This is a genomic window from Paenibacillus cymbidii, assembly GCF_004764705.1.
GTDB classification, from domain to species: Bacteria; Bacillota; Bacilli; order Paenibacillales; family NBRC-103111; genus Paenibacillus_AN; species Paenibacillus_AN cymbidii.
Genome location: NZ_SHLX01000004.1, coordinates 295322 through 310627 on the forward strand (window position 1 = coordinate 295322; position 15306 = coordinate 310627).

At 53.8% G+C, this 15306-nt stretch carries 16 protein-coding genes; 11 read left to right on the top strand and 5 right to left on the bottom strand.

Translation table 11 applies throughout. The features are described 5' to 3' along the window. Positions 1-124 precede the first annotated feature (124 nt). The 6 genes from EXY20_RS08315 (at position 125) to EXY20_RS08340 (ending at position 6406) form a co-directional block, all read left to right on the top strand. Positions 125-1093 carry an ABC transporter permease gene (locus EXY20_RS08315; protein ID WP_135549631.1) on the top strand — a complete coding sequence of 323 codons (969 nt, stop codon included), beginning with the start codon at positions 125-127 and terminating at the stop codon, positions 1091-1093. Next, positions 1087-1986 (top strand): carbohydrate ABC transporter permease, encoded by a 900-nt coding sequence (locus EXY20_RS08320; protein WP_135549633.1) that lies wholly within the window; start codon positions 1087-1089, stop codon positions 1984-1986. The genes EXY20_RS08315 and EXY20_RS08320 overlap by 7 nt, the downstream gene beginning before the upstream one ends. Before the next feature lie 49 nt (positions 1987-2035). Then, on the top strand, positions 2036-3631 hold the full coding sequence (locus EXY20_RS08325; protein WP_135549635.1) for an extracellular solute-binding protein: 1596 nt from the start codon (positions 2036-2038) through the stop codon (positions 3629-3631). 13 nt (positions 3632-3644) lie between these two features. Then, entirely contained in the window at positions 3645-4787 is a 1143-nt protein-coding gene (locus EXY20_RS08330; protein WP_135549637.1) for a sialidase family protein, read from the top strand. A 358-nt stretch (positions 4788-5145) separates the two neighbouring features. Next, entirely contained in the window at positions 5146-5952 is an 807-nt protein-coding gene (locus EXY20_RS08335) for a phytanoyl-CoA dioxygenase family protein (protein ID WP_135549639.1), read from the top strand. A 40-nt stretch (positions 5953-5992) separates the two neighbouring features. Further along, entirely contained in the window at positions 5993-6406 is a 414-nt protein-coding gene (locus EXY20_RS08340) for a putative periplasmic lipoprotein (protein ID WP_135549641.1), read from the top strand. A 380-nt stretch (positions 6407-6786) separates the two neighbouring features. Here EXY20_RS08340 and EXY20_RS08345 read toward each other — a convergent pair whose 3' ends face one another. Then, the gene (locus EXY20_RS08345) at positions 6787-7056 is read right to left on the bottom strand and encodes a zinc ribbon domain-containing protein (protein WP_135549643.1); all 270 of its coding nucleotides are present in this window, start codon (positions 7054-7056) and stop codon (positions 6787-6789) included. Between the two features lie 77 nt (positions 7057-7133). Beyond that, positions 7134-8036, bottom strand: coding sequence for a helix-turn-helix transcriptional regulator (locus tag EXY20_RS08350; RefSeq protein WP_135549645.1), 903 nt, complete (start codon positions 8034-8036; stop codon positions 7134-7136). Positions 8037-8169: 133 nt separating this feature from the next. Here EXY20_RS08350 and fmdA point away from each other — a divergent pair, with 133 nt between their 5' ends. The 4 genes from fmdA to EXY20_RS08370 all read left to right on the top strand — a co-directional run bounded on the left by fmdA (position 8170) and on the right by EXY20_RS08370 (position 12595). Continuing rightward, a complete protein-coding gene (gene fmdA / locus EXY20_RS08355; protein WP_135549790.1) occupies positions 8170-9348 on the top strand; it encodes a formamidase in 1179 nt (392 codons plus the stop codon). 82 nt (positions 9349-9430) lie between these two features. Then, positions 9431-9709: an FmdB family zinc ribbon protein gene (locus tag EXY20_RS08360; protein ID WP_135549647.1), complete on the top strand. Its 279-nt coding sequence runs from the start codon at positions 9431-9433 to the stop codon at positions 9707-9709. Between the two features lie 66 nt (positions 9710-9775). Further along, the gene (locus EXY20_RS08365; RefSeq protein ID WP_135549649.1) at positions 9776-11344 is read left to right on the top strand and encodes a spore germination protein; all 1569 of its coding nucleotides are present in this window, start codon (positions 9776-9778) and stop codon (positions 11342-11344) included. 45 nt (positions 11345-11389) lie between these two features. Next, the gene (locus EXY20_RS08370; protein WP_167859085.1) at positions 11390-12595 is read left to right on the top strand and encodes a Ger(x)C family spore germination protein; all 1206 of its coding nucleotides are present in this window, start codon (positions 11390-11392) and stop codon (positions 12593-12595) included. On the opposite strand, the gene EXY20_RS08375 is transcribed toward EXY20_RS08370, so the two are convergent. The 3 genes from EXY20_RS08375 to EXY20_RS40400 form a co-directional block, all read right to left on the bottom strand. Continuing rightward, positions 12564-12794, bottom strand: a complete 231-nt coding sequence (locus tag EXY20_RS08375; protein ID WP_135549653.1) for a hypothetical protein — start codon at positions 12792-12794, stop codon at positions 12564-12566. The genes EXY20_RS08370 and EXY20_RS08375 overlap by 32 nt on opposite strands. Further along, the gene (locus tag EXY20_RS08380; protein WP_167859086.1) at positions 12791-13921 is read right to left on the bottom strand and encodes a GerAB/ArcD/ProY family transporter; all 1131 of its coding nucleotides are present in this window, start codon (positions 13919-13921) and stop codon (positions 12791-12793) included. The genes EXY20_RS08375 and EXY20_RS08380 overlap by 4 nt, the downstream gene beginning before the upstream one ends. Positions 13922-14346: 425 nt before the next feature. Further along, entirely contained in the window at positions 14347-14586 is a 240-nt protein-coding gene (locus EXY20_RS40400) for a helix-turn-helix domain-containing protein (protein ID WP_135549657.1), read from the bottom strand. Positions 14587-14599: 13 nt separating this feature from the next. Between EXY20_RS40400 and EXY20_RS08390 the strand changes: the two genes are divergently transcribed. Then, positions 14600-15274, top strand: coding sequence for a TetR/AcrR family transcriptional regulator (locus tag EXY20_RS08390; RefSeq protein WP_135549659.1), 675 nt, complete (start codon positions 14600-14602; stop codon positions 15272-15274). Positions 15275-15306: the final 32 nt, after the last annotated feature.

Sequence of the window (15306 nt, forward strand, 5' to 3'; positions counted from 1 at the left end):
AAGCTGCGGACGATCTTAAAAAGTCCGGATAGGCAGGCGGCTCCGTTCCGATGTATGGTGATAGCGAAGTTTTCGAAAACCTTCGCAAACCAGGACACAAAGGAAAGGTGATGATCCGTCAGACATGAATCGCTCCGCTGCGCCGCCAAATCCGGACAGACGCTACCGCACATGGGCCAGCGGCAGGTCGCTGCTGTGGAAGCAAATGAAGCGCGACCGGTATTTGTACTTGTTTCTGCTCCCCGTCATCGTATATTATTTGCTGTTCCGTTATGCCCCGATGATCGGCCAAATCATCGCATTCAAAAATTTTACGATCAGCGGCGGCATTTTCGGCAGCGAGTGGGCGGGGCTTGCGCATTTTCGCGAGTTGTTCGACAAAGAAACGTTTTGGCAGGTGCTGCGCAATACGCTGTTTTTGAATGTGTTCAGTTTAGCCGTCGGTTTTCCGGTTCCGATTATACTGGCGATCATGCTGAACGAAGTGCGGCTTTCCTTTTACCGCCGGGTCATTCAGAGCATCGTGTATATTCCGCATTTTATTTCCTGGGTCATTTTGAGCGGCATGGTCGCGGCCGTTTTGTCGCCGAGCACGGGCATCGTCAATTTTTTGCTGCACCGCGTGTTCGGCATCGAGCCGATCTATTTTCTGATCAGCACGTTCTGGTGGCCGATCGCGTTCGTCTTGTCCGGCATCTGGCAGGGAGCGGGATGGGGAACGATTCTGTACCTGGCGGCGATGGCCAACATCGACCCCCAGCTGTACGAAGCCGCCCGGATGGACGGCGCGGGCAAGCTGCGGCAAATTTGGCACATTACGCTGCCCGGCATTCGCAGCATCATCGCCATCATTCTGATTCTCAGCATGGGCAGCATGATGGATGTCGGCTTCGAGCACATTTACGCTTTGCAAAATGACATGGTGGTCGACGTGGCCGAAGTGATTAGCACCTATGTGTACAAGCAAGGCATCCGCTCGATGGATTACAGCTTTACGACGGCGCTCGGGTTGTTCCAATCGGCGGTGGGTTTCGTTCTTATCGTCTCGGTGAACAAAATCGTGAAGGCGATGGGAGAGAGAGGCATATGGTGAATCGACGATTGGCGCGAAGAGAACCGCTGCAAGTCAAATGGGCCTACGCCGCGCTGTATGTGTTACTTGCCGTGCTTGCCGCCACGATGCTGTTTCCGCTGCTGCACGTGGCCGCCTCGTCGTTCAGCAGCGCCCGGGCGATATCGGCGGGAGAGGTGTCGATTTGGCCGGTCGAGTTCAATACGCTGAGCTATCGGCAAATTTTCCGCGAAGGCACGATGACGCGGGCGCTGATCAATTCGATCGTCGTTGCGCTGGTCGGCACGGCGTTCAATCTGATCGCCACGTCGCTGGCCGCCTATCCGCTGTCAAAGGCGAGGCTGAGAGGGCGCGGCCCGATTCTGGTCGGCATCGTGTTTACGATGCTGTTCACCTCGGGGCTCATCCCGAGCTTCCTGCTCGTCAAATATTTGGGCCTGATGAATACGTACTGGGCCTTGTGGCTGCCGGGATTGATCAGCACGTACAACATGCTTGTCATGAAGTCGTATTTCGACTCGTTGCCGCCGGAGCTGGAGGAATCGGCCGCCATCGACGGTGCGGGCGATCCGCTTATATTTACCCGGATCGTGCTGCCGCTGGCGAAGCCGATGCTCGCTGCCATCGCCTTGTTTTATGCCGTCGGCTGGTGGAATTCTTATTTCGGCGTGCTGCTTTACATCAATGACCCGGACAAGGCGACCATCATGCTGAAGCTGTATACGATGCTGACCAACGTGCAGCAATATTTGGTGGACGAGAAGGGCATTGCGCTGATGGACGTCGGGAAGCTGATGCCGGAAACGATCAAAGCGGCGGCGATCGTCATCACGACGACCCCGATTTTGCTGGTGTATCCGTTTCTGCAGAAATATTTTATCAAAGGCGTGTTGATCGGCTCTGTCAAAGGGTGACCGTCGGCGGGCTTGTCATAACAAACGAAAACAGGGAGGGTCTTTATCGATGCGTAAAAGAAACATACCGCTTTTCATCGCGCTTATCATGACCGTATCGGCGGCAGCGGGCTGCTCATCCGGCAAAGGGACGGACAGCGCAGGCTCCGCCGCTTCGGCCAAACCGGCTGTGGAAGACAAGTACGACAAGCTGCCGAAGGAAATTACGATCCAATATTACGAGAACACGCCGCTTCCGAGCGAAGAAGGGACATGGGCGGACAACCGGTGGACGAAGTGGATCAACGAAAATTCGCCGGTCAAGGTCAAGTGGGTGCCGATTCCGCAGGCGGGAGGTCAAGCTGTGCGGACGCAAAAAATCAATACGATGCTTGCCGCCGGCGAAGCGCCCGATCTGATCTGGGACTGGGGCCGCGAATATCCGGCCAGTCTGATCAAGCAAGGCGCGATTCAACCGGTCGACGAATTCGTGGAGAAGTACAGCACGGCCTACAAAAATTATTTGGCCAAATATCCCGGGTTGAAAGCCGGCGTCACCTATGACGATGGCAAAATGTACAACTTTACCGTAAATCGGCAATACAATCCGTCACTCGATACCGGTGTCTACATTCGCCAGGATTGGCTCAACAAGCTGAATTTGAAAATGCCGACGACGCTGGACGAATTGATCGCGGTCGGGCAGGCGTTCGTCGAGCAGGACCCGGACGGCAACGGAAAAAAAGACACGGTCGCTTTCGCCTTCGACGGCACACGCCAATTCACTTACTTCGAGCATATGTTCCAGGCCGGGCAATCCTACTGGTATGTGGAGGACGGCAAACCGAGGTATGGCCCGACGCTCGACCGGTACAAGGATTCCCTCGAAACGTTCAAGAAAATTTACGATCTCGGGCTGGTAGACAAAGAGTTTCCGACGGACAAAAACTTCGACCGGGAAACACAGCTTTTGACGAGCGGCAAAGCCGGTATGGCTATCGGGCACTGGACATGGGGCAAGCTGCTCGATTTGAAGAAGACGGTGCCGACGGCGGAAATGGTCCCGCTGCCGATGGTATCGAACAAGTACGGCAAAAACGGCTATGTGCGCACGCCCTTGGATTCGACGGATATTATGGTCATGCTGAACAAACAAGCGAAAAACCCGAAGGCGGCTATGGAATTCATCGATTGGATGCTGGCCAAAGGCTGGGAAACGATGATGTTCGGCATCGAAGGCGTCCACTACAAGAAGGAAAACGGCGTCAGGGTCGTCATCGATCAGCAGAAAAACGCCAAGGAAGTGTATGGAAGCGGCTATGCGATCGTGAAGGACTACCAGACGTCGGTGGAAGAGTTGGCCAAGCCGAAAAATCCGGATCCGGTTGTGCAGGCGTTCAATGAAATGCTGGTCGGCGGGAACAAAGTGTTCATGAAGGAAGCGTTCCGCAACGATTTCCCGATTGGGCCGCTTGACGACGACAAAGACAAGACGGTGGCGGCGTTTAACGCCGAGTTGGCGCAAATCCGGCTGAAGGCGATCATCTCCGGCGACAAATATACCCCGGCTATGGCGATGGAGGACATCAAGAAGAAATGGGCGGAAGCCGGCGGCGAAAAGGCCGAGAAAGTGATGGCGGATTTCCTAGCGAAGCAGAAAAAATAAGCGAGGTGAAGACATGGCACAGATTCGACTGGGGGAACCGGTCATCGTGTCGCAAGGGCCGGAGCATCCGCTCCGGTGGGGGCCATGGCAGTTTCCGGAGATCGAGCGGATGGCATGCGGCCGGTTGCACGTAACCTTCCACCGGCACACAGATTCCATATTGTCCTATGGGCAAGTCAAAGGACATGCCATATCCGACGACGATGGTACGACATGGCGTGAAGTATCGACCTTTGCCGACACCGGCGGCCTGCGCCTGCGCAGCGGCGACCGGCTGCGGTCGGTGCAACTGACGGCGGTGGACCAGGCAGGCTTCACGCTTCCCGAGCCGATCGGCGAAGTGATCAGCTATGGCAATCGGCGCACCTTTTACCGCCAAGGGGACTTTCCGCCGGAACTGACCGGATGGTCGTTCGCCCGTCTGCCTGAAGGGACGTCTGTCTGGCAGACAGAGCATGCCCAAGTCGAGACGGTGAACGAGCTGCGCTTCATCGGTGAAGGGCGCATCCCCCGCCAATGGTTCTGGACGATGCGGCTGGCGCCGGACGGTTCGCTTTGGGGTGTCCATTATGAGTACAGGGAGCATACGGAACAGTCGCATATTTGCTCTTGTGCCGTATTCTACCGCTCCGCCGACAACGGGCACTCCTGGCAACAGATCGGCACGATTCCGTATACGGGCGATCCGGCTGCCGATACGCTCTGGCGAGATCGGGAGGGGTTCTCCGAGCCGGACGTCTCCTTCCTGCCGGACGGCACGATATTCTGCCTGCTGCGGACGACGGACAGCAACGGCCTTGGCCCGCTATATGAGAGCCGCTCGACCGATGGCGGCAGGACGTGGTCCAAGCCGGTCGTCTTCGATACGATCGGCGTATGGCCGAGGCTGCTGACCTTGGGGAACGGCGTAACGCTCGCCTCATACGGCAGAACCGGGCTGTTCGTGCGCGGCACGACCGATCCCGCCGCGGAAGTGTGGGGCGACAAAATCGCCGTTGTCCCGCCGGGTCCGTATCAGCAGGACACATGCTCATACTCCGATATGATTGCGCTGGACGATCATACCGCGCTGCTCGTTTATTCCGATTTCAACGTCCCCGATGCGGCCGGCGTCAAGAGAAAAACGATCCTGGTGCGGAAGGTATATACGACGTGAAGGACAAAAAAACACCATTCATGATGAATGGTGTTTTTTTTTGCATCTATAAGAGCAGGCAGTTGCATTTACGCCAAATTATATATATTAATGTCAAATGATTGATATATACTTGCATGGCTGTTTATGGTGCAATAGAAATTGCAACAGCTACGTTCCGAGTATTCTGGAATGCTTATTCCCAGGCAATCAAAGTCGGCAACACTGTGTACGTTACGGGACAAGGCCCTTTCGAGCTTTTAGTCCACCCTATCCCGCAAGAACGATATTTCCTGCAAATATGGGTCCTATCATGGTGCAAATGGACGCGATAGCTCTAATTCCGTAATTATTTTCTACCAAATTGGAGGGTATTCGAATGAAGCTGAGTAAAGAACAAATCGATTTTTTTGAAACGTTTGGTTTTCTCAAACTTCCGCAGCTGATGGCAGATCGATTGGACTGGATTATCGATGAATTCACCAAGACATTTCCTGATGACAACAAGCATGACGGCACGAAACGGACGTGTATCGTGCCTTTTATCGATCAGCGTATGTCTCAGTTGCTGGACGATCCCCGAATCGAAGCAATCGGCGCTGCTTTGCTGGGCGAGGATTTCAATTACATGGGCAGCGACGGCAACTATTACTCAGGAGACACCAGCTGGCATCGCGACGGCTATCATAAGAAATACAAGCATTTGAAAATTGCGTTCTATCTCGATGAACTGGATGGCAATTCCGGAGCCTTGCGTGTTATTCCCGGCAGCCACCGCTTGCATGACCAATTCGGTGAACAGTTGTCGATTAAAATGCGGGACCCCAAGGCGAGCTGGAATATAGCGGGGAATGCAGTGCCCGCTTACGTACTCGATGTTACGCCCGGTGATGTGCTCGTCTTTAATCACAATACGTTCCATTCTTCATGGAACGGCAGCACGAGTCGGAGAATGTTTACTATTAATATGTGCCAACGGTATGAGGAGGCGGATCTGCAGGAGCTGCGCGACTATATCGCAGGGGCAGCCAGATTTTGGATCGACCGCAACTACTCCGAAACGATGATGAATACAGCTTCGCCACAGCGGATGATTCATCTTGAGCAAGTAATGGCAAATGACGGACATTTGGCGGCCTTGAGCGCTCAGAAACGTCTAGAAATGACGGAGCCTGCACGCGGGTAAATGAATCCGGAATGCAAGCCCCAAAAAAGGGGGGGATTTTATGCGGTTTATCGGTTTGCTTGTTGTATTTTCGTTCTTATTGGTTGGTTGCGGGGGTAAACCGCCGATGCCCAGTCTCAGCGTTAATGATGAAAAGATTGACTATGAACTTGGTTCTTATTTCAGCAAATCATTTTTAAAAACGGTACACTCGGATGCTGCAGCTCCGCCGCTTTTGGTCAAAGACAAAGAACCTCAAACAGTTGCGTCCGAAGCAACCTTATCGATAAAATTTAGTAAGAAGCCTAAAAAAATGGTCATTTCTGAATGGAAAGACGACAAAGAAATAAATCCAACTGAAATCAAGAACAAGACGTTTCAGCTTCCCAAAGAGAAAGGCACCTATATATATTCCATTCGTTCCGAGTGGAGCAATCGTAGTGGCACATACGCTTTTGTCGTTAAGGTTGAATGAAGATGATTTCAATGAGAAAAACCGTCAGGAAGATCACCCTGACGGTCCTTTTGGGTTTGGAGTCTGAAAGAGGATACGTTGCTTCATGCGCACCATTTCCCCAATCGCCAACTAAATCCTTTCAAAATAGGCCATGTTTTCTTGCCTATTTCGCCAAAATCGGGCAGCTTCTTCAAAATAACCAGCGAAATCACTGGCTATTTCTCTTGAAGTGCCTATCTGAAGGCGATCTGGGGCAAATAACCAGTGTTTTCACTGGCTATTTTCCACGAGCCGGACGATTTGGGGCAAATAGGCCATTTTTCATGGGCTATTTGGTTTCCGAGCAATCAATCGGGCCACTCAGGAGGCTGCTCTGGAGAAGTTGAGCGTCTTCCGCTTCATTGATCCCGCCAGCGCTTAAGCGTCGGGAACTGCTCGCGCATCATGCTTCTTGCGGTGTCCTCCGTCATTCCCTGCACCGCGGCGACGACGTGGGGGACGCACGATTCGATCATTTGCTCCATATTGACATCGGCGGTGAAGGCCCCATCCTTGTAGCAATACACGCAGTATTCCGAATTCTTGCTTCCGTCAGTGTTCGTTCCGTGCAGATCTGCATTGCCGTCCGTCGGCATCCCGCAGCTTTGGCAAAATTCCGTATGGCCCATATTCATCCTCCTGAATCGGTCTTGCGACCGGCGATGCCCTTATTGTACAGCCTTTAATGTGACAACTGCGCGTCATATTATGAATAGCGTTCCAATGTTTTTCGCAGCCACACGATCAAATTTTCCCGGACGCGAGCCGGCTCCAATACTTCCACATGGGGACCGAACGAGAGGAGATGCCCGTACACCCAATCGTCGTCCGGATAGGAGACCGTGATCAGGAAGCTTCCGTCCGCATCCTTCGTGATCTCCGTCTCGTCGAATTCGTCGTAAACCCGGAACGCCTGCGAAAAATCAACCTTCAGCCGAATTGTGACGACAGGGTGCTCCTGAGGATGGCTCGTGGCCGAAGGCGATTCGTCGGAGGGCAAAGCCCGGTCGAACGTCTCCTCGATAATCGCCAGATTTTTCATCCGAGTCAGCTTGAACGTTCGCATGTTTTGTTTCGATCTGCAGTACGCCCGGACATACCATGTCCGGCCTTTGAACCACAACTGCAGCGGCTCGGCGATCCGGCGAGTTTTCTCGCCGTAGCTGCTGTAATAGTCGAAGCTCAGGACCTTCTTGCGGAGAACGGCTTCTTTCACCTGGGAGAATTTGTGCTGCTGCGTGTCGCTCCAGTCGGAGAAATCGATTTCGACCCAATTTGGCGCATTCGTGCCGAACAAAGCGCTCAGCTTGGAGAGCACTTGATCCGCTTCCGAGAATCCCGTGGCCTGCAGTCCCTGGAGCGCGGACAAAATTTCGCCACGCTCCTCCTCCGACAGCACGGATTTGTTTAGCGTGAAGTTGTCCATCAGGCTGATCCCGCCGCCCTTGCCCTTGTTCGTGATGATGGGGATGCCTGCCTGACAAAGCGTCTCGACGTCGCGGTAAATCGTGCGTTGCGACACCTCGAAGCGCTCGGACAGATCTCTTGCGGTAATGTTCTTTTTGTGCAAGAGCAGATATACGATTTCGAATAAACGGTTTATTTGCATACGTATCACCTGGCTAGATTATAGCATGCACCATCGGGGTTCCGCTTCGCTGCCGTTTCGGATCTTGCGGGAGAGGGAGGCATACGTATCGTGGCGCGGGCATAAGGTGGGTAGGGAAGGAGTGGATGCTACTATGCCGGAAGTGCTGTTTCATGTCGATTTGAATAAACCGCTATGGGACCAACCCATACCCGGGCATAATCGCTGGCATCCCGACATTCCGGCAGCGGTATCGGTCAATCCGGGAGCGGTGTTTCGAATCGAATGCAAGGATTGGACGGACGGGCAAATTCACAACAACGACGACCCGAGCGACGTGCGCGATATCAATCTGGACGTCGTCCATGCGATGAGCGGACCGATCTGGGTTCATTCGGCGGAACCGGGCGATTTGCTCGTGGTCGATATTCTCGATATCGGCGCGTTCCCTACTTCGGAGTGGGGATTCACCGGCATCTTCTCCCGGGACAACGGAGGAGGATTCCTGACGCAATATTATCCGCAGGCGGCGAAAGCAATCTGGGATTTTCATGGCATTTATACCTCTTCGCGGCATATTCCGGGGGTGACGTTCCCCGGCATGATGCACCCCGGTCTGATCGGCGTAGCGCCTTCGCACGAGCTGCTGTACGAGTGGAACAGGCGCGAGCGCGAGCTTGTTGCGGTCAATCCAACGAGGGTGCCGCCCCTGGCGGAGTTGCCCAATCCCGATTCCGCGGTTCTCGGTACACTTCCGCGGGACCAGTACGCCCGCGTCGCCGCAGAGGCAGCCCGGACGATACCGCCGCGCGAGAACGGCGGCAACTGCGATATCAAAAATTTGTCGAAAGGCTCACGGATCTATTTTCCGGTGTTCGTGAAAGGCGCGAAGCTGTCGATGGGCGATATTCATTTCTCGCAGGGCGACGGGGAAATTTCGTTCTGCGGCGCGATCGAGATGGCCGGCTATCTCGACTTGCACGTGGATGTGATTAAAGGCGGCATGGCCAAATACGGCATCGTGCATAATCCGGTATTCCGTACGGGGCCGGTGGAGCCGCATTTCTGCGATTACCTGGTATTCGAAGGCATTTCCGTCCATGAAACGACAGGAAAACAGTATTACCTGGATGCGTATACATCTTACCGGCGCGCTTGTTTAAATGCCATCGAGTATTTGAAAATCGTCGGCTACACAGGCGAGCAGGCCTATATGCTGCTGAGTGCAGTTCCGCTCGAAGGCCGCATCAGCGGAATCGTGGACATTCCGAATGCGTGCTGCACGTTGGCCTTGCCGACCGCAATTTTCAACTTTGACATTATTCCGCGTTGATCGCCCCGGATACAAGTCTGTTGCATATGATGCGCCGGGGCCGCTTTGACTCCCTATAACGTGCGAAAGGAGATGAGGCGGCATGCCGCGATACGATTATATTTGCGACCGGTGCGGGGCATTCGAGCTTTACCGCAGCATGAGCCAGGCGGAGGAGGTTTGCCCGTGCCCCGCTTGCGGAGAGCAAGCGCGTCGACACTATTGCCGGATCGGTTTGCTGAGCGGTACGCGTGAGTGGCGAACCCGCATCGAACAGAGCGTCATTCCGAAGGTGGTTACAGCAAGCAGCCCGATCGACGAAGCCCATTCGCACAATACCCGCCTTCATCCCCCGAGCCGCCCCTGGCAGCTCGGGCATTGACATTTTTGCATATCTTTTCTCCCTATTTGGCATGTTAAGGCTAAGCCAATAGCGGAGGTTTTCGACATGTTTTTTCGGTTTTTCCGCAACAAACGGCGGCTGCCCTTCACTCCCAAAGATGCTTCACCTGTTGCGGAGCCGGAGGAAAAACCGGTCGAACAGACCGAACTGACCGCCGATCTCGTCCGTAACGAACGCATCTTACGCGATATATTCGGCAGTAGCTACGACATCGTGTTCCGTTCGCTTCATGTCGGAGGCCGGCTGGAACCGCTGCTCATTATTTACGCAGCCGGTCTGGTCGATACCAAACGTCTGGATGAAGCGCTGCTGCAGCCGCTTGTTTGCAGAATGGCCGATACCAACGGCAACGGCGCAGGCGGAGAAATGGACGAGCTGATCGTAGCTTCCGGAGAAACGGAGAGAATGCACAGCATTCCCGTTATCGTGCAGCATGTGCTGCAAGGGAATGTGGCGATTTTGACGGATGGCTGCAGCGACGCCATGCTCGTGACCATGCAGGGATGGACGAACCGCGGCATCGAGGAGCCGTCTTCCGAGCCGGCCATCCGCGGGCCGCGGGAAGGTTTCATTGAAGATCTGCTGACGAATACGAGCATGCTGCGCCGCCGGCTGCGTACGCCGCGGCTCAAGCTCGAGCATTGTACAATCGGCGAAGTGTCGCACACTGGTGTTGTCATCGCCTATATCGACGGGATTGCAACGGAATCCGTCGTGGAGGAAGTGCGCCGGCGGGTGGAGCGGATTGAAATCGACGGGATATTGGACAGCGGGTATATCGAGCAATTTATCGAAGATTCGCCTTATTCCCCCTTTCCGCAGGTGCTGAACACGGAACGGCCCGATGTAACGGCCGGCCAGCTTCTCGAAGGACGGGTCGCGATATTCGCCGACGGGTCTTCGTTTGTGCTGATTGCCCCGATGACCATGTGGTCGGCGATGCAGTCGGGGGAGGAATACTACGAGCGCGTACTGATTGGAACGGCGGTTCGTTGCTTGCGGATTATATTCCTGCTCATCGCGCTTCTCTTTCCTTCCTTATATATTGCCATTACGACCTTTCATCAAGAAATGCTCCCGAACGGCTTGCTGCTCAGCATCGCGGCTGCCCGGGAAAAAAGTCCGTTTCCGGCGCTGATCGAAGCGCTGCTGATGGAGATCACGTTCGAAGCTTTGCGGGAAGCGGGCATCCGGTTGCCCAAGCAGGTCGGATCGGCCATCAGTATCGTCGGCGTGCTCGTGATCGGAGAATCGGCGGTTCGGGCCGGGATTGTTTCCGCCCCGCTCGTCATCATCGTGTCCATCACCGGCATCGCCTCGTTTACGATACCGCGTTACAGCTTCGGCATCGCGATCCGTATGCTGCGGTTCCCGATTATGCTGCTGTCGGGCACGCTCGGACTTTACGGCATTGTGCTCGGCACGGTCGCCATTCTGTTCCATCTCACCGAGCTGCGTTCGTTCGGCGTTCCTTATCTGGCTCCTGTGGCCCCGCTCGTACCGCGCGACCTGAAGGACGTCTTCATTCGCGCCCCCTTGTGGAGCATGAAGTTTCGGCCGCGTTACATCGGATACAAAAATTCGCAGCGCGTCTCGCGCAGAGAGCGCCGATGACTGCAATCAGGCAACACGACTCTGTTACCGGGGATGGATGTTTTCGTGCTCAAACGCTGTTTCCTGTGCCTGCTGATCGCAGCGATATCGGTCGTGCCGGCCGGCTGTTGGGATCGAACGGAAATTACCGATCTGGCGATTACGCTCGCTACCGGAGTGGATGCGATGCCGGATAATCAAATCAGAACGACCGTACAGTTAATACTGCCGCTTGGGGTCGGACAGCAATCCGGCGGAAGCGGAGTGGGGGGCACACGCACCTTTTTGATTGAAACGACAAGCGGGGTTGATTTGCGGGATACGATCGGCAACTTGCAGGAAAAGCTCTCGCGAAAAATGTTCGTAGCGCAGAGGCGCATTCTGATCGTCGGCGAGGAACTGGCGCGCAGGGGCATCCAGCCGATGCTCGATCATTTCAGCCGCGATCCGCGTTCCCGCATGAGAACGTACATTATGGTTGCCAAAGGGAGCACGGCGACCGATATTTTGAAAACGCCGTATTTGCTGGAGAAAGAACCGGCCGAAGCGCTTCGCGACATGCAATTGTCCGGGATAAGCAGACAGATGGATTTGAAGGATGTGTATCAAGCCATTCTGTCCGATCAGGATTTGGCGATCCCCACGATCGAACTGGTGCAGCAGGGTGAGACGCGCCAATCTACCTTCAAGCTGGCCGGCGTGGCCATTTTTCACAAGGACAAGCTGGTCGGCATGCTTGACGGCAGCGCGACGCGCGGTCTGATGTGGCTGGTGCAAGAGGCGAAAACCGCGATCATCACGGTTCCCGTTCCCGATATGAACGGGTTCGTCAGCGCTACTGTCCTGCATTCCAAATCGTCATTGAAGGCGAAGAAGGAAGAGGGAAAGATCGTCTTGCGATTAAAAACGCGTGCTACTGTCGATATCATGGAGAACACGACGTCGCTCGATTTGACGGAACCGGCCAATGTCGAAGCGATGCAGCACCTGCTCGCAGACAAGCTTCGCAGCCGGATCGAATCGACGATTGACGCGTTGCAGCACCAATACAAGGCCGACGTCGTTGGCTTCGGCAAAGTGATCGATCGCACGTACCCGCGAGATTGGAAAGCATTACAATCGAACTGGCATGAAGAGTTCCCGCATATGAAGATCGCCGTTGTCACAAGTATTACTGTACGCGGCACCGGCATGAGCGGGCAGTCGTTATCGCTGCCAGAAATTACGTCGCAAGCGTCGCCTACAGCAACAGGTCCTCCAGCCAAATCGTAACAGGCCGGAACAGCCGGTTCATCGTTTCTGTCGGATTCGGCAGCATGAGATGGAATTGCCAATCGCACAAGTAGAGCAAGCCCAATAGGAGTATGATTACGAACGAGACAAGTTCTTTCCTGTTCTTGGCGCGAACAATCTTTGGCAATTCGATCCAGCCAATCGCGGCTGCGATAAGAAATAGAAAGACGACACTCATGGTTGCCGGGCTCCCGCTTTTTTATCGCCAAACAGCCGGCGGCACCACATGCCGACCGCGAGCAGCAATGTAACGCCAACCGTTACGAACAATACGGAGGGCGGAAAGACATCGCTTGAGAACTGCTTCAGCTCCGCAATGTTATTCCAGGAAATGAGTGAAAGCGCGACCAGCAGCATTCCCGTTGGCAGCACCAGGGACCGGTAATTTGGAAGCTGCAGTGTTTGCGCCAACCCGAGTACGCCGGAATAATAATAGATGCTGAATTTCATGATCATTCCCGCGATCCAGACGGCAATAAATACCGGATCGATCCGTTCCAGAAATTCGGCCGGGCGCGCATATTTGACGACATGAAACAGCGGAAAGTGAAGCCGGCTCAAAATATCGTAGCCAAAAATCGTCAGCCCGCCGATAACGAACAACGTCAAGGTAACCAGGATGACGGCAATGGCCAGCATATTCATTCGCATCGCTTGCTCCGGTTTGTTCATATACGGAGCGAACATCATGATGATGGCGCATTCGCTGATCCAACAACTCGGGGCAAACGAACCCATCACGATGCTTCCTGTAGTGTTTTTGCCGAAGATCGGCAGCAATTCCGCCCATTTCATGTCGTTGATCATGATCAGCATAACGATGCCAAGCGCCGCAAGGCAGATCAATCCGATCACGCTGTTGGAGCGGGCCAATACGTCCAGTCCTTTGTAAATGCCGTGGGCGGCGAGAATCGTAAACGAACCGACGATGAAAATGGAAGGCGTTTCCGGTAAAACGAATGTGTTCATAAAGTCATTAAATTCGCGCAGCACGAAGTAAGCGACATAGAGAAAATAAAGGCTGAACATCCACCCGACTGCCAATCCGCCCCATTTGCCGACTATTTTCCCGCTAAACTGAATGACCGTCTCGCCCGGATAACGACTGGTCAGCGCAGCGCATAACCAAGCGACCAGCAACCCGACGAAACCGGCCAGCAGCGTCGACATCCAGGCATCGTTTTTGCTGAAGCTGGACGTGATGCCGGGCACGAACAGAATGGCGGTCGGCAAAATCGTAAACACGATCAGCAGCATGGTTTGCATCGAACTGATCGTATTCGGGGATTCTACCCGGTCCTGCATGCGCATGCACCTTCCTTTGTACAACCGGATTGTCGGCGATTGTTATATATTCCCAAGATACTGTTCCCGCCGCACGTCCTTTTTATTCATCGAGCTCGTGACAAGAGCGAACGGGGGATTGACTATCGGAAGTATCCGGCAATAGAATGTATACCAGATAACGGAAGGAGTCGGCTTTCTGCAACATAATCGGCAATGCGAGTGAGGAGAATAATGGAATGATCCAGGTTGCAGCCTTACAAATACCATCAGCACTCGATCAGGAAACGTTAAACAACCTTATGATGCTCATATCGGAGGAAAAGCGTACAAGGATACTTCGGTTTCGATTTGTTGCGGATGCTTTGCGGACTTTGCTTGCGGACGTGCTTCTGCGATTGGAGTTGTGTGAACGACTGCGCACTGAAAAAAAATGAACATGCCGGTTATTCCACTTTTTTTGCCAGTCGATTATCCTTTTCCTCCCAAAAACTTTGCCTATACTCCGTTGGGGTTTGCCCAATTTTGGACTTGAATTGTTTGACGAAATAAGTGTCGTACCTGAACCCGATGGCCTCCGCAATTTCGGCAAGGCTCATCCACGGATTGCCCGATGGAATGGATACTGTTATTGGCCGGATTGACAACCAACATCTCCAAGGATACAATGTGAATGAATCGTTCATTTCGAGGTGAGCTATGGCGGACGCAAGACTTCAAAGCATCTATTTTCATGCGGGCAGACTTTTCAATACCCAACGTTACGCGAATACGAAAGTATCGGAAATTGCCGCCGCGGCCAATGTCGCCACTGGCACGATCTACAATCTGTTTGCAAGCAAAAAGGCCATCTTGACCTTTGTCATCCGCGCGTCATTGGAGAAAGACTATCTCGACTCGGATATTGCGCTGCCGGTCGAAGAGGCCGATGCGAGCCTTTTGAATGAGCTTTGCTTGAAGCAGTATAACCGGATATTCAACGATACTTTGCGCATCGCGGACGAGAACGGATCGATCATCAAGCGCTTCAAGCAGATGGTTTCGGATATTTTCGACATGTACGCGGACATCCTTCTAGCAACCGGAAATATCGAAACGAACGCGAGTATTCTTCGTGAATTGGCAACCGCCTTTTTTCCGGTGAAGGATAAGTTCTTCCAAGTTTTTGAGCATAACTTGACGATTTACACGGAAGCCGGCGAAATCCGGAAACTCGATTTTCCGCGCGTCCACGTGCAATGCATCAACGATATTTTGACGTGGTGGGCAATGAATGCGAACATCTTAATGCCCGACATCTCGGTTCCCCGCGAGGAAGCCCGTAATATCGCCGTCGATCTCGTGGCAAGGTCTTACTTACTGCAAGCGACATAAATGACAATGATCCCGGCACGCTTCGGCGTGCT

Excerpts from the sequence above, each read along its gene's own strand:
- EXY20_RS08315 (WP_135549631.1), top strand. The coding sequence starts at position 125 with ATGAATCGCTCCGCTGCGCCGCCAAATCCGGACAGACGCTACCGCACA.
- EXY20_RS08320 (WP_135549633.1), top strand. The coding sequence starts at position 1,087 with ATGGTGAATCGACGATTGGCGCGAAGAGAACCGCTGCAAGTCAAATGG.
- EXY20_RS08325 (WP_135549635.1), top strand. The coding sequence starts at position 2,036 with ATGCGTAAAAGAAACATACCGCTTTTCATCGCGCTTATCATGACCGTA.
- EXY20_RS08330 (WP_135549637.1), top strand. The coding sequence starts at position 3,645 with ATGGCACAGATTCGACTGGGGGAACCGGTCATCGTGTCGCAAGGGCCG.
- EXY20_RS08335 (WP_135549639.1), top strand. The coding sequence starts at position 5,146 with ATGAAGCTGAGTAAAGAACAAATCGATTTTTTTGAAACGTTTGGTTTT.
- EXY20_RS08340 (WP_135549641.1), top strand. The coding sequence starts at position 5,993 with ATGCGGTTTATCGGTTTGCTTGTTGTATTTTCGTTCTTATTGGTTGGT.
- EXY20_RS08345 (WP_135549643.1), bottom strand. The coding sequence starts at position 7,056 with ATGGGCCATACGGAATTTTGCCAAAGCTGCGGGATGCCGACGGACGGC.
- EXY20_RS08350 (WP_135549645.1), bottom strand. The coding sequence starts at position 8,036 with ATGCAAATAAACCGTTTATTCGAAATCGTATATCTGCTCTTGCACAAA.
- fmdA (WP_135549790.1), top strand. The coding sequence starts at position 8,170 with ATGCCGGAAGTGCTGTTTCATGTCGATTTGAATAAACCGCTATGGGAC.
- EXY20_RS08360 (WP_135549647.1), top strand. The coding sequence starts at position 9,431 with ATGCCGCGATACGATTATATTTGCGACCGGTGCGGGGCATTCGAGCTT.
- EXY20_RS08365 (WP_135549649.1), top strand. The coding sequence starts at position 9,776 with ATGTTTTTTCGGTTTTTCCGCAACAAACGGCGGCTGCCCTTCACTCCC.
- EXY20_RS08375 (WP_135549653.1), bottom strand. The coding sequence starts at position 12,794 with ATGAGTGTCGTCTTTCTATTTCTTATCGCAGCCGCGATTGGCTGGATC.
- EXY20_RS08380 (WP_167859086.1), bottom strand. The coding sequence starts at position 13,921 with ATGCAGGACCGGGTAGAATCCCCGAATACGATCAGTTCGATGCAAACC.
- EXY20_RS40400 (WP_135549657.1), bottom strand. The coding sequence starts at position 14,586 with ATGAACGATTCATTCACATTGTATCCTTGGAGATGTTGGTTGTCAATC.
- EXY20_RS08390 (WP_135549659.1), top strand. The coding sequence starts at position 14,600 with ATGGCGGACGCAAGACTTCAAAGCATCTATTTTCATGCGGGCAGACTT.